General features: G+C 54.6%; 14 protein-coding genes. 11 read left to right on the plus strand and 3 right to left on the minus strand.

Annotated features, from left to right (window positions below; translation table 11 throughout):
* Positions 1 to 83 precede the first annotated feature (83 nt).
* Entirely contained in the window at positions 84 to 1,406 is a 1,323-nt protein-coding gene (gene dinF / locus ABU178_RS02410) for an MATE family efflux transporter DinF (RefSeq protein WP_397211634.1), read from the plus strand.
* 217 nt (positions 1,407 to 1,623) lie between these two features.
* On the plus strand, positions 1,624 to 1,836 hold the full coding sequence (locus ABU178_RS02415; protein WP_397211636.1) for a CsbD family protein: 213 nt from the start codon (positions 1,624 to 1,626) through the stop codon (positions 1,834 to 1,836).
* A 71-nt stretch (positions 1,837 to 1,907) separates the two neighbouring features.
* Here the strand turns inward: ABU178_RS02415 and zur are convergent, their stop codons facing one another.
* On the minus strand, positions 1,908 to 2,429 hold the full coding sequence (gene zur, locus ABU178_RS02420; RefSeq protein WP_397211638.1) for a zinc uptake transcriptional repressor Zur: 522 nt from the start codon (positions 2,427 to 2,429) through the stop codon (positions 1,908 to 1,910).
* A gap of 460 nt (positions 2,430 to 2,889) precedes the next feature.
* Between zur and ABU178_RS02425 the strand changes: the two genes are divergently transcribed.
* A complete protein-coding gene (locus ABU178_RS02425) occupies positions 2,890 to 4,137 on the plus strand; it encodes a conjugal transfer protein TraF (RefSeq protein WP_397211640.1) in 1,248 nt (415 codons plus the stop codon).
* 118 nt (positions 4,138 to 4,255) lie between these two features.
* On the opposite strand, the gene ABU178_RS02430 is transcribed toward ABU178_RS02425, so the two are convergent.
* Positions 4,256 to 5,149 carry a LysR substrate-binding domain-containing protein gene (locus ABU178_RS02430; protein ID WP_397211642.1) on the minus strand — a complete coding sequence of 298 codons (894 nt, stop codon included), beginning with the start codon at positions 5,147 to 5,149 and terminating at the stop codon, positions 4,256 to 4,258.
* A 248-nt stretch (positions 5,150 to 5,397) separates the two neighbouring features.
* On the opposite strand from ABU178_RS02430, the gene ABU178_RS02435 reads away from it, so the two are divergent.
* The 8 genes from ABU178_RS02435 to pspG all read left to right on the plus strand — a co-directional run bounded on the left by ABU178_RS02435 (position 5,398) and on the right by pspG (position 12,555).
* Complete coding sequence (locus tag ABU178_RS02435) at positions 5,398 to 6,267, plus strand: transketolase (protein ID WP_397211644.1); 870 nt, start codon at positions 5,398 to 5,400, stop codon at positions 6,265 to 6,267.
* On the plus strand, positions 6,264 to 7,268 hold the full coding sequence (locus ABU178_RS02440) for a transketolase family protein (RefSeq protein WP_397211646.1): 1,005 nt from the start codon (positions 6,264 to 6,266) through the stop codon (positions 7,266 to 7,268). Before ABU178_RS02435 ends, ABU178_RS02440 begins: the two co-directional genes overlap by 4 nt.
* 22 nt (positions 7,269 to 7,290) lie before the next feature.
* Positions 7,291 to 8,151, plus strand: coding sequence for an NAD(P)-dependent oxidoreductase (locus ABU178_RS02445; RefSeq protein WP_397211648.1), 861 nt, complete (start codon positions 7,291 to 7,293; stop codon positions 8,149 to 8,151).
* A 48-nt stretch (positions 8,152 to 8,199) separates the two neighbouring features.
* Entirely contained in the window at positions 8,200 to 9,525 is a 1,326-nt protein-coding gene (locus ABU178_RS02450) for an MFS transporter (RefSeq protein WP_397211650.1), read from the plus strand.
* 591 nt (positions 9,526 to 10,116) lie between these two features.
* Positions 10,117 to 10,458, plus strand: a complete 342-nt coding sequence (locus ABU178_RS02455; RefSeq protein ID WP_397211652.1) for a type IV secretion protein Rhs — start codon at positions 10,117 to 10,119, stop codon at positions 10,456 to 10,458.
* A gap of 26 nt (positions 10,459 to 10,484) precedes the next feature.
* Positions 10,485 to 10,832: a putative T6SS immunity periplasmic lipoprotein gene (locus ABU178_RS02460; protein WP_397211654.1), complete on the plus strand. Its 348-nt coding sequence runs from the start codon at positions 10,485 to 10,487 to the stop codon at positions 10,830 to 10,832.
* A 219-nt stretch (positions 10,833 to 11,051) separates the two neighbouring features.
* Positions 11,052 to 12,101, plus strand: a complete 1,050-nt coding sequence (gene dusA, locus ABU178_RS02465; protein ID WP_397211656.1) for a tRNA dihydrouridine(20/20a) synthase DusA — start codon at positions 11,052 to 11,054, stop codon at positions 12,099 to 12,101.
* A gap of 187 nt (positions 12,102 to 12,288) precedes the next feature.
* Positions 12,289 to 12,555 (plus strand): envelope stress response protein PspG, encoded by a 267-nt coding sequence (gene pspG, locus ABU178_RS02470; protein ID WP_397211658.1) that lies wholly within the window; start codon positions 12,289 to 12,291, stop codon positions 12,553 to 12,555.
* Between the two features lie 191 nt (positions 12,556 to 12,746).
* Here the strand turns inward: pspG and ABU178_RS02475 are convergent, their stop codons facing one another.
* Positions 12,747 to 13,730, minus strand: coding sequence for a quinone oxidoreductase (locus ABU178_RS02475; protein WP_397211660.1), 984 nt, complete (start codon positions 13,728 to 13,730; stop codon positions 12,747 to 12,749).
* Positions 13,731 to 13,773: the final 43 nt, after the last annotated feature.

Genomic DNA, 13,773 nt, shown 5'->3' on the forward strand with positions numbered 1-13,773 from the left:
CCCGCATTCCGCATCGGTCATCTGCTTTAACGCTGTCACGATAAAATAAACAGGCGCAAGCGGCCTGAGGCATGGATTTGCTGATGCGTTTTTTCTCTTCTACTGACAGAAATTTGTGGCGGCTGGCGCTGCCTATGATCCTTTCCAATATCACCGTTCCGCTGCTTGGTCTGGTAGATACTGCCGTTATTGGTCATCTCAATAGCCCGGTTTATCTCGGCGGCGTTGCGGTTGGCGCTACGGCGACCAGCTTCCTGTTTATGCTGCTGCTGTTCCTGCGTATGAGCACCACGGGCCTGACGGCACAGGCCTTTGGCGCTGGCGACAAGGCCGCCCTGGCGCGTGCCCTGATACAACCCCTGATAATCGCTTTAGCCGCCGGCCTGGTTTTCATTTTGCTGCGCGGTCCCCTGAGCGAGTTAGCCACCCGCATCGTTGGCGGCGACGGCCAGGTGCTGCAACAGGCTAAAATCTTCATTCATATTCGCTGGCTCAGCGCACCCGCCACGCTCGCGAATCTGGTGATTCTCGGCTGGCTGCTCGGTGTGCAGTATGCGCGCGCGCCGGTGCTGCTGCTGATTGTAGGTAACCTGGTCAATATCGTGCTGGATATCTGGCTGGTATTAGGTCTGCATCAGGGAGTGGCCGGCGCGGCGGCGGCCACGGCGCTCGCGGAATATGTCACCCTGGCGGTGGGGCTGCTGTTAGTCTGGCGCGTGCTGAAGCTGCGGGGAATTGATGGCGCGCTGCTGAAGCAGAGCTGGCGCGGCGATTTTAATCGCCTGCTGCGCCTGAATCGCGACATCATGCTGCGCTCTTTGCTGCTTCAGCTCTGCTTTGCTTCCCTGACGATTTTGGGCGCGCGTATCGGCCCGCAGGTCGTGGCGGTAAATGCCGTTTTGCTGATGTTCCTTACCTTTACCGCCTATGCGCTTGATGGTTTCGCCTATGCGGTAGAAGCTTTTTCCGGAGAGGCCTGGGGGGCGCAGGATGGCAGCCAGCTGCTTCGGGTCTGGCATGCCGCCTGTCGTCAGGCAGGTCTGGTTGCGCTGGTCTTCGCGCTGTTTTATGCCCTGAGCGGTGAATGGATCGTCTCGCTGTTGACCTCGCTCGACTCTCTGCGTGAAATGGCGGATCGCTTTCTGATCTGGCAGGTCATTATGCCGCTGGCGGGCGTCTGGTGTTATTTACTGGATGGCATGTTTATCGGCGCCACGCGCGGTCGTGAAATGCGTAATGGTATGGCGATTGCCGCGCTGGGTTATGGTTTAACGCTGTTCACGTTACCCTGGCTGGGTAATCACGGCTTATGGCTGGCCTTGATGGTTTTCCTGCTGCTGCGGGGCGTCACGCTCTGGGCTATCTGGCGCAGGCACTGGCGGCAAAATACCTGGTTCGCGCGGTAATATAGCTATCACTGATAAAGCCTCTGTAAGCTGGCGGGCAACAGGATTTTCAATTTGCCCGCTCCGTCACCTGTTACGGAAAAATCTGTAAATCTCCGCATACCTCTGAATGGCTACTATAATTATCTTACAAAGTCGCTGATTGGCAGTGCTTTATATTGCCTTTTCTTGTTGCAGAGGCAAAAGATAATTAACGAAGGACGACGTGGAGGCTGTTATGAACAGAGACGAAACGGGTGGTAACTGGAAGCAGTTCAAAGGAAAAGTGAAAGAAAAATGGGGCAAGCTGACCGATGATGATATGACCATCATTGAAGGTAAACGCGATCAGCTTGTCGGCAAAATTCAGGAGCGTTATGGGTATGCTAAGGATGAAGCGGAAAAAGAAGTTAGCAGCTGGGAAACCCAGAACAAAGATCATCGTTGGTAATGCTGCTTGCTGTTAACTACCTCGTACCTGCCCACTGGACATGATGTCCGAATGGCACAAGGATGTGCCCGTTATCCCTTCCTGCTACGTTTCTTGTTTTCAGCGTGATGATCGTGTTCGCAGTTTTCCGGATGCGTACAGGCTTCAACCTCAGCACAATTCTGACACAGCCCATGCGCCTCAATGACGCTATGACGTAAGACAAATCCTGCCTGCTGCGCCAGGTTTGCAATGCTGTTTTCTACTCCTCCGGCATGATTTTCATCTACTGCTGCACACCGATCGCAAATCAGCATGATCGAGGTATGCGGCGGCTCTTCAAAATGATGACAAATGACATAGCTGTTATTGGATTCCACGCGATGAATAAAGCCCTGCTCAAGCAAGAAATCGAGCGCGCGGTAAACGGTTGGGGGCTTGGCTTGCGGCTCGCTGACGCGCAGGCGATCCAGCAGATCGTAAGCGCTGATAGCGCCTGACAGCTCAGCCATCAGGCGCAACACCTCAGCGCGTTGTGATGTTAGCCGCACGCCGCGTTGCAGACAGAGCTTTTCTGCCTGGGACATGATTTGATCGGGAATCAGGGTCGTCATGTGCGTTCTCCGCTGTGCGTGAGATGTTATTTTATCACACAAATTTTTCTTGTGCTGGTGCCGTACGGATATAATAAAAATTATATAATTATTTGATTTTCAAGGATTAATTTATTAAGTCCACTGGCTGCGCTCGTACGTAGAAAATTCTGTCTAAAGTGCACCTGAAAGAGCGAAACGGCAACTTGTCTTATCTTGCTGATTTTGCGTTGCATCCCACCGTTTTACCGTTTATGGTTCACGCAGGCTTAAGTAATTTCTGGCGCTAATTCTGTTACTTGCGCCGTTTTGAACAATAACAATGCCGTTTGGTACAAAAAACGTCCAATCCTGCAAACAGCCATGCTGTTTACTTTGAATTCACAGCAATAACGCGCTGATTTTACCTTCATGATGTGATCAGCAATTTATTACCGTCGTTGATATTCCAAAGACTCATTCCTAAGGTGATGGCAGGCTCATGGTGAAAAATTTTCCTTTACGTCGTACGTTTAGTTATTCTTTTGTAATTAATACGCTCTTTCTCTCTTCTTCTGCGCTGGCTGCGGGTACCTGGTACGATGCCCGTAATGATGCGATGGGGGGAACCGGTGTCGCCTCTTCCACCTACGGCTCTGCGGTGCTGGCAAACCCGGCGCTGATGACCAAAGCGAAACCGGATGACACCGTCAGCATTATCTTTCCTTCAGCTGGCGTTCAGATTACCGATAAAGACAAATTAATCGACAAGGTAGACGACATCACCGATACCGTTGATCGCTACGAAGATGTTCTTGATAACCTTACCTTCTCTGATTATCTGCAGGGCGCTCCGCAATTACGCGCCGTTGCCGGTGATATGGCGGGGCGTCTGCGTGACTTACGCGGTAACGAAGCGCATGGCAATGCGGCAGTGGCGCTGGCGGTCACGGTTCCCAACGACGTGCTGCCCTTTGCCTTTGTTACCAAAGCCTACGGTACGGTAGAGGTGCGCGCCAACGTGGCTCAGGGCGATATTGATTATTTACAGAGCATTGCAGACGGGGCTTTACCCGCGCCAGGCGATCAAAATCTCCTGCGCTCTTCGGCCAATGGGCTGGCGGCGCTGGTGACTGATTACGGCATTGCGGTTGCTCATGAGTTCAATATTGCCGGGCATCCGGTTTCTGTTGGCGTCACGCCCAAACTTCAGAAAACCTGGCTCTATAACTACACCGCCAGCATCTACAACTATGACAAGAGCGATTTTAACGAAAGCCGCTATCGCAACACCAATACCGGTTTCAACCTTGATGCCGGTCTGGCGACCGATTTTGCGGAAAACTGGACCTTTGGCCTGACGGGACAAAACCTGATTTCACGCGATATCGATACCAAAGAGGTCAATGGCTATCGCGACACTTATCAGATCCGACCGCTGGTCACCACCGGCATCGCCTGGAATAAGGGTCCGTTTACCGCCACTGCCGACGTTGATCTGACCGAAACAAAACGCTTCAAATCGCAGGATGAGAGTCAATATGCGGCGATAGGGGGAGAATATCGGGTATTGGATTGGCTGCAGCTGCGCGCCGGTTATCGCGCCGATATGAAATCAACGGATGAAAATGTCTTCACCGCCGGTTTTGGCCTGTCGCCTTTCGGCAATCGGGTACATCTGGATCTCGCCGGCAGCGTAGGGGATGACAATACCTGGGGAGCAATGGCTCAGCTGGGCTTCAATTTTTAATTGTCCCTGTTCACAGCGAGAGGAAACTTTCCTTCGCTCTGATGTGAATCTTCTCACATAACGGCAACGGCATTGCGCCGCTGCCGTTTTCTTTTCCAGCCTGAAAATGTGATCGCCATCAGCGCAGCTGGGCCAGATTAAGCTGTTCCAGCAGCCAGTTTTTGAAGATATCTAACGCGTAGTGTTGATGTTGATGACGTGGAAAAACCAGATAGTGGCCGATGTAATGAATTTCTTGCGTTGTGGCAATCAGCGGGCACACCAGTTTGCCGCTCTGCAATTCGCGCTCCGCCAGCAGCTTAGATTCCAGCACGACTCCCAGACCATCCACGGCGGCGGCGATAGCCATAAAGCTGCGATCGAAACGCAGGCCGTAGTGGCGCGGCGGCGTCAGATGGTTGGCTTCAAACCAGCCTTTCCACTGATAAAGCTGAACGTCGCACTGGATGAGTGTCTGATGATAGAGATCTTCAGGCTGGCGGATCGTCTCAGCCAGTTCCGGGGTACAGAGCGGCGTAAGTTCTTCTACCGCCAGCGGAATCTTTTCATAAGGAGAAGGGCGTGGCTCGCCGTAAACAATATCGAGATCAAAATCCTCCTGCTCAAAACGAACATATTCCGTGCTGGCGGAGAGGCGCAAATCGATCTGCGGATGCTGTTTAACAAAGGCGCCCAGACGCGGCAGCAGCCACTGGTGGGCAAAGCTGGGTGCGGTATGCAGCCGTAGCGGGCGCGCTTCATCCGCCGTGACCAGGGCGAAACCGCGCTGCATTTCATCGAAGCCGCGCTGAATATGCTCCAGCAGTACCGCTCCCTCTTTGGTTAATTCAATCTCCCGCGTGCTGCGCTGGAACAGGCGCACCTTGAGCGTCTCCTCCAGCTTGCGGATGGCGTGGCTGATGGCGCTCGGCGAGAGGTCGAGTTCTTTCGCTGCGGCGGCAAAAGAACCGCCGCGCCCGGCAGCTTCAAAGGCGCGCAACAGGGTCAGCGGGGTTTTACGTAAAAAACTCATTAGTGAATCCTGTTCAATAGCTGTTGCACGCAATGCTTTTGTCGGCTGGTGCAAGCGCCGCGTAAGCTTGCTCTATCACTGCGGAGTGGTAGCGAAGCAATGGGCAGCAGCAGTCGGCAAGCGTATCTCCGGACGTAACAGATGAAATTCATGCGTGAATCTCCTCACGTTCGTTAACATGACATAACGGCAGCCCGCACGCCATCTCCGCTCAAGTTTGAACATGGACCTGACCAGGAAATCAGACGATGAGCACACTTGCAGAACCCGATATTCGCAGCGAAACCTCGCTGAATGCCTTAGCGCACCACGCTTACCGTATCCGTCGTTTTGCCCTGCAAATGGGCGAGGTTCAGGGGCAGGGCTATATTGGCCAGGCGCTGGGGCTGGCCGACGTGCTGGCCGTGGCCTGGTGCCATGCGCTGAACTATCGCCCCGAGGATCCGGAATGGGAAGGGCGCGATCGCTTCCTGCTTTCTCACGGCCACTACGCCATTGCGCTCTACGCGGCGCTGATAGAGGCGGGCGTTATTCCGGAAGCCGAGCTGGAAACCTATGGCTCGGACGACAGCCGTCTGCCGATGTCCGGCATGGCGACCTATACGCCAGGCATGGAGATTTCCGGCGGCTCGCTGGGCCAGGGAATGACCATCGCGGTGGGCATGGCGCTGGCGCTGCGCCATAAAGGCAATCCCGCTTTTGTTTATAACTCCATGTCAGATGGCGAACTCGACGAAGGGGCAACCTGGGAGGCGGCGCTGTCGGCGGCGCATCATCAGCTCGGCAATATCATCACGCTGGTCGATATCAATCGTCAGCAGGCCGATGGCCCTTCTCATCAGGTGATGGGTTTTGAGCCGCTCGCGGATAAGTGGCAGGCGTTTGGCTGGCACGTAGAGCGCGTCAACGGCAATGACCTTGCGGCGGTAAAAGCGGCCTTCGATCGAGCGCGTGCGCTGCCGGATGCGGTGCCGCGCGTGATTCTGCTGGACACCTTAATGGGGAAAGGGGTGCCGTTCCTCGAGGCGCGTGAAAAAAATCACTTCATTCGTGTGGATGCCGAGGAATGGCAGCAGGCGATCGCTATTCTCGACCAGGCAGAGGAGAACCGGGCATGACCACCGTGACCAGCACTAAAAAACCGCGTCTTACCACCTCGGCGATGATTGCTTCTATAGCAGCGGAAGGGCAAAAAACCGTGGCGGCGCCCTTTGGCCATGCGTTAGTGAAAGAGGCAGCAAAACGTCCGGAAATTGTCGGGATGACCGCCGATCTGTCGAAATATACCGACCTGCATATTTTTGCCCAGGCCTTTCCTGAGCGTCATTTTCAGATGGGGATGGCGGAACAGCTGCTGATGGGCGCCGCAGGCGGCATGGCGAAAGAGGGGCTGATGCCCTTTGCCACCACCTACGCGGTTTTCGCCACACGCCGCGCCTATGACTTTATCCATCAGGTGATCGCGGAAGAGAAGCTGAACGTCAAAATCTGCGCCGCGCTGCCGGGCTTAACCACAGGCTACGGTCCCAGCCATCAGGCGACGGAAGATATCGCGTTAATGCGCGGCATCCCCGGCCTCACCATTGTCGATCCCTGTGACGCGCTCGATACCGAACAGGCGGTGGCGGCGATCGCGGCACACCAGGGGCCGGTTTATATGCGGCTGCTGCGCGGCAAGGTGCCGCTGGTGCTGGATGAATACGATTATCAGTTTGAGCTGGGCAAAGCGAAGCTGCTGCGCGACGGGCGCGACGTGCTGTTGATCTCCAGCGGCATTATGACCATGCGCGCATTGGAAAGCGCGAAAGCGCTGGCGGCTGACAACGTAGATGTCGCGGTGCTGCATGTGCCCACCATCAAGCCGCTGGATGAGGCCACCCTTATCCAGCTTTGCAGTCGTCCCGGTCGGCTGGTGGTGGTGGCGGAAAACCACAGCACCATTGGCGGTTTGGGCGAGGCGGTGGCGACCACGCTGATGCGTGCGCAGATTAGCCCGGCATTCCGTCAGATTGCCCTGCCGGATGACTTCCTTGCCGCGGGCGCGCTGCCAACCTTGCACGATCGCTACGGCATTTCCACTGAATCGATGGTCGCGGCGATTAAACGCTGGCTGGCCTGATAGCGATATGAGGAGCAAAACGATGAAGGTTGTCTTTGTAGGCGTCGGCGCCATAGGTCTGCCGATGGCGCGCCAGATTCAGCAGGCGGGTCATCAGGTGTTGGGTGTGGATGTGTCGGAAGGCTCGCGCCAGCGGGCGCAGGCGGCGGGCATTGAGGCGGTGAGCGATATTCGCCAAGCGCCGACGGCCGATGTGGTAGTGGTGATGGTGGCCACGCCGCAGCAGCTGCATGCGCTGGTGGAACAGGCGCTACCGCAGGTGGCCGGGCAGCGCTGGATCATTATGTCTACCGTCGGGCCGGACGCGGTGCGTGAAGCAGCGTCGGCGCTGCACGGCGCGGGAGCACGGGTAATTGATGCACCGGTGACCGGTGGCACGGCACGGGCCAGCACCGGGGAACTGGTGATCTTTACCGCGGGCGAAGCCGCAGAGATCGCCTTTGTAGAGCCGGTGCTGCAGGCAATGGGTACGCCAGCGCGGGTCGGCAGCCAGCCTGGTGACGGGCAGGGCATCAAGGTGATCAACCAGCATCTCTGCTCGGTGCATATCGTGGCGGCGGCCGAGGCGCTCAGCCTGGCGCGCGCACTGGGGCTGGACGCGGCGGCAGTGCTTTCGCTGGTGGAGAAAGGGGCCGCAGGCTCCTGGATGCTGTCGGATCGCGGCCCGCGCATGCTGCAGGGCACCGATGTGGAGGTTTCCAGCGCCATCAATATTTTCGTGAAAGACAGCGGACTGGTGGCGGCAGCAGCGGCAGCCTGCCATACAGAAGTACCGCTTTTACAGGTCGCCCATACCCGATATCAGGCTGCGGCTGACGCTGGCCTGGGATTACGTGATGACAGCCGAGTGATTGAAACCTGGCGACAGGTCGATAGCGACTGAACGCCTGCGCTCTGGCTGCCCGATAATAAAATGACACCGGGGTAAGAGATGAACACCACAACTGTACCTGCAACCTCTCGCGATAATCCGATCAAAGTTTCATTCGCCTCGATGATCGGATCCGCAGTCGAAAGTTATGACTTTTTTATCTACGGCACGGCAGCGGCGGCCTGGTTTGGAAAGATCTTTTTTCATACCAAAGAGCCGATCGTCGGCATCCTTGCCGCCTTCGCCACGCTGGCGGTAGGTTTCCTGATGCGCCCGCTGGGGGGCTATCTGGCGGGCCATTTCGGCGATCGCTACGGCCGCAAGACCGTGCTGTTCTGGTCGCTGCTGGCGATGGGAGGCGCGACGGTGCTTATCGGTGCGTTGCCAACCTATGAACAGGCGGGCGTGCTGGCGCCGATCCTGTTGATCCTGCTGCGTATGATCCAGGGGATCGGTTTCGGCGCAGAGTGGGGCGGCGCGGTGCTGATGGCCTTTGAACATGCGCCGGAGAAAAAGCGCGGCTTCTTTGGCGCGGTGCCGCAGTTGGGTATTCCGCTCGGCCTGCTGCTGGCGAACGGCGCTTTTCTGCTCTCGGAGGCGCTGTTTGAAGGTAACTGGATCTGGCGTATGCCGTTTCTGATCTCGTTCGTGATGGTGGCGATCGGCATCTTTATCCGTATGAGCGTGGCGGAATCGCCTGAATTTGAAAAGGCGAAGGCAGAGCAGCAGATCGTCAAACAGCCTGCGCTGGAAGTGATCCGTCGCGACTGGCGCACCATTGTAAAAATCATGGGGCTGCGCCTTGCGGAAACCGGCGGCTACTACATCACCACCAGCTTTATGCTCTCCTATGTGGTGTTGGCGGAGATCACCGATACGCGCCATGTGCTGTGGGGAACCATGATCGGATCGGCGCTCGGGTTGGGAAGTCATCTGCTGTATGGTGCGCTGAGCGATAAGTGGGGAAGGCGTCCGATCTTCCTGATCGGTGCGATCTTCACCATTCTGTTTGGCATTCCGATGTTTATGCTGATCAATACCGGCGCAGTGATGATGGTGATCGTCGCGGTGGCGATGTCGCTGCTCTTCAGTCACGATCCGATCTTCGCCGTGGAATCGAGCTGGTTTTCCGAGCAGTTCCCGGCTAACGTGCGCTCTTCCGGCATTTCGCTGGGATATAACGGCGCTTCGCTGGTGGCGGGATTGCTGCCCTTTATCGCCACCGGCGTCTACGGCATGGTGGGCTGGATCGGCCCGGCGATTATGTTCTCCCTGCTGGGCGTGGTGTCGGTACTTTGCGCCTTGAGGACACCGGAAACGGCACCGGCGCGTATCAGGAAAAGTCGCTACGGCAAAAGCAGCGTTTCGTCTGCCCGCACGGTGTAATCCTCTCCCGGGCCGCCGTGCGCGGCCCGGCTTTCTTATCCGGCAAAAACCACGTTAAGGCTGCCCGGCGTCCGGCGCGGCTTTCAGTCGTTCACGGATTTTATCCATATCCTGCTTCGGCGTGGCGAACCCGGATAAAGATTTTTCTGGGATTCGTGCAGGGCATATCTGGCATCGCCACACTTAACGGTATAAACCGCACGGGTAGATGTTGAAAAAATTCTATTATTTTTGGTATGCCTGTGCCAGATGCAAAGCATAGACGAATGAAGATCGTTTACTTTCAGGTTAAGACTAAAAGTATTCGCTGAGACTGCCAATCCAGTGGTTTTTACACATCTCTGCTGAAGATTTTGAGACCAAACCTGATGGGCTGAATATAAAATTGTCTTGTATTATAGGATTTACCAGGAATAAAAGGGTGTTATGCGGGAGGGAGTCCCTGTGCGTAAATAAAAGAGTTTGCGATTATTAACGCCGGGTGAAATCCGTTTGGCAACTCAACTATATGACCAAAGTATCCAATACAATCAGGTATGAATCCATTACGGTAGTTATTTGCCCTTCGGTATGCAGGAGGACAATACCGCAATGACACCAAACGGCGAGATGTGGTTTGAGAGCCAACTCTATTACGCGGATTTCTCAACTGCTCCGATAGAATATCAACACCTGTTCATGCATGAAATGATGCATGTCTGGCAATATCAGCATGGCATGAACGTAAAACTACGCGGTTTATTTTCCTGGGCAGTTAACTATAAATACGATTTTAGCAAGAACAGCCTCAGACAGTACTCTATGGAACAACAAGCAAGTATTGTTGCCGACTATTGGTTGTTAAGAAAATTCAGGTTTAACGGATACAGGAATATTATAAAATATAAAAGATATGATAAATATGAGGATAAAAATATTCTTATTGCAAAATAAGAAAAGATATTAAAAGGGTTCCCGGAATGACAAGAAATAGCATAATCGTTTTTTTTCTTTTTCTTTCTGGATGTACTGGCGACACTCTGGATTTTCGTCATCAAGGAAATGCGAGGATAGAAAAGAAGAGTATATGCATCACCTCATCTCCGAATGATGTGCTGAAATTTTATTTGTTAACATCTTCTCTGGACAACTATCAGAAGCCGCTTGCAATGGAAGATAATATTGCCAGAAAGTACCCGGATACCTGTATTAATGCGGATGTAGTACAACCCGCCGACTATGACTTAATGTATAAGCTAAACGAAAAAAAATATCGACTGAGTTTTACCGTTGGCCATGATGGTTTTGTGCATAAGCAACTCAGATGACAATTGAGCAACGCCTCTGCCTGATGATGGCAGGAGAGCAGAGGGGAACATGCACTCTGGATAAATCAGTTTGAAAGTAAAAGGTCAGCCTGCGTCCGTCGGCGCGCTGATGTTTTTCTATGCTATAGTAGGCCATGCTTTCCTTTTACCTTCTTCATCGCCCTCTAAATCTGGCGTCTGTCGAAGAGGCTGATGAAGAAAAAACGACACAAGACGAAAATGCACGAAAATAGAAAACCTGCCAATCTGCGACAGACTTACACTCACAGCGGCGCAGCACCACTCCTCTCCTCTAATCGTTTTTCCGTGGCTCCGATGCTCGACTGGACCGATCGTCACTGCCGCTATTTTCATCGTCAGCTGACCGGCTCCACGCTGCTCTATACCGAAATGGTCACTACCGGCGCCATTGTGCATGGCAAAGGGGATTATCTCGCTTACAACGAGGCGGAGCACCCGGTGGCGTTACAGCTGGGCGGCAGCGATCCGGCGGCGCTGGCGCAGTGCGCGCAGCTGGCGGAGCAGCGCGGCTATGACGAGATCAACCTGAACGTCGGCTGTCCTTCCGATCGCGTGCAGAATGGCCGCTTCGGCGCCTGCCTGATGGGGGAAGCCGCGCTGGTATCGGACTGCATCAAGGCGATGCGCGATGTGGTCAGTATTCCGGTTACGGTGAAAACCCGTATCGGCATCGACGAGCAGGACAGCTACGTCTTTCTTTGCGACTTCGTGCAGACCGTTTCTGCGCAGGGCGGCTGCGACACCTTTATCATTCATGCCCGTAAGGCCTGGCTCTCTGGCCTCAGCCCGAAAGAGAACCGCGAAATCCCACCGCTCGACTACGACCGCGTTTATCAGCTAAAGCGCGATTTTCCCCATCTGACGATGGCGATCAACGGCGGGGTGAAGTCGCTGGAAGAGGCGAAAGCGCATCTGCAACATATGGATGGCGTGATGATGGGTCGCGAGGCGTATCAGAATCCGGGCCTGCTGGCGCGGGTCGATCGCGAGCTGTTCGGCAGCGACGCGGCAGCGGTGGATCCGGTGGCTGTGGTGCGCGCCATGTATCCCTATATTGAAAATGAGCTGACGAAAGGCACTTATCTTGGCCACGTTACCCGTCATATGCTGGGTCTGTTTCAGGGGATTCCTGGTGCACGGCAGTGGCGTCGTTATCTGAGCGAAAACGCGCACAAGCCGGGTGCGGATGTCCGCGTGCTGGAAGCGGCGCTGGCACTGGTAGCGGATAAAATTCCGCAGGAAGCCTGATTTCTGCGCGGCGGGAGAAGGCAGCTGCATTCTCCCACAAGTTGGTTTTCTTTTCACCAAAAGTTAGTCAAATTCCCAATGCTTTCCCATCCCGCTTTTTTATTTTCTTTATAAATCAATTAGCTTATTAAATGATTTTCCTGGCACGCTTCTTGTAATAGTTCAGCTATAAACAGAGGAGTACACCGTGGAAATTTTATTTGTTCTGGGCTTTTTTCTGATGCTGATGCTAACCGGTATTTCCCTGCTCGGCGTTATCGCAGCATTAATCGTCGCAACGCTGGTGATGTTTGTTGGCGGGCTGTTTGCTATTGTTATAAAATTGTTACCATGGCTGGTGCTGGCGGTGATTGCTGTCTGGCTGTATCGCGCTTTATTTCGTTCGGATGCCTCGCATTCACGCAGTAGAGTGCATCGTAAAATCAAAGGGTTATACAGGAAAGGCGACTATTAATTGCGGGCGGGATCACACTCTGAACGATTCCTGATTACAAAAAAGGATTTAAACATATTTTTTACTTATGATTTCTGCCAGGATGGATCCCGTTGAGTCGAAATCAATTCATCGCCGCTGTCCCTACACCAGCGCGAACTATAAAAAAGAAAAAGGGGCTTCCTTTGGGAAGCCCCGTTTGCATTTGGCGATCAGGGAATCAGCAGGCTGGAACCGTGCGTGGCGCGGCTTTCCAGCGTTTGATGCGCTTTCGCCGCGTCCTGCAGAGAAAATTTCTGGCTTTCCGGTACCTCGACTTTAATCGCCCGGCTGGCAATCAGCGAAAACAGTTCGCTGCTCGCTAAATCCAGCTCTTGCCGGTTAGTGATATAGCCAAACAGCGAAGGGCGCGTCACGTACAGCGAGCCTTTCTGATTGAGAATGGCGAGATCAACGCCGGTAACCGGCCCGGAAGAGTTGCCGAAGCTGACCAGCAGGCCGTGACGGCGCAGACTGTCGAGCGAAGGTTCCCAGGTATCTTTTCCTACCGAGTCATACACCACGCGCACCTTTTTGCCGTCGGTCAGTTCGCTGACGCGCTGCGCAATATTTTCTTCGCGATAGTTGATGGTGGCCCAGGCACCGGCATCTTTCGCCAGCTTCGCTTTTTCCGCCGAACCCACGGTGCCGATCAGATGCGCGCCCAGCGCTTTTGCCCACTGGCAGGCGATCAGCCCGACGCCGCCTGCTGCGGCATGGAACAGGAAAATCTCGTCCGGTTTAACTTCACAAGTCTGACGCAGCAGGTACTGCACCGTTAATCCCTTGAGAAAACAAGCGGCGGCCTGTTCAAAGGAGATGGCGTCCGGCAGGCGCGCCAGCCGATCCTCATGCACGTTATGCCGTTCGCTATAGGCACCCAGCGCCGACTGGGCATAGACCACGCGATCGCCCGGCTTGAAATGCGTCACGGCGGAGCCAACGCTTTTCACCACCCCGGCGGCTTCGGTGCCCAGGCCGGACGGCAATGCAGGCGTGGGATAAAGCCCGCTGCGCACGTAGGTATCGATGTAGTTAATGCCAATCGCTTTATTCTCAACCTGCACCTCATGTTCAGCGGGATCGGCGACGTCAAAATCAACCCATTGCAGGACTTCGGGACCGCCGTGCTCGTTGAACTGAATACGCTTTGCCATTCTTACTCCTGTGGAATATGCATCATGAGACGTGAGGCGCGCG

Source organism: Pantoea osteomyelitidis, assembly GCF_044342975.1.
Lineage (GTDB): Bacteria > Pseudomonadota > Gammaproteobacteria > Enterobacterales > Enterobacteriaceae > Pantoea > Pantoea osteomyelitidis.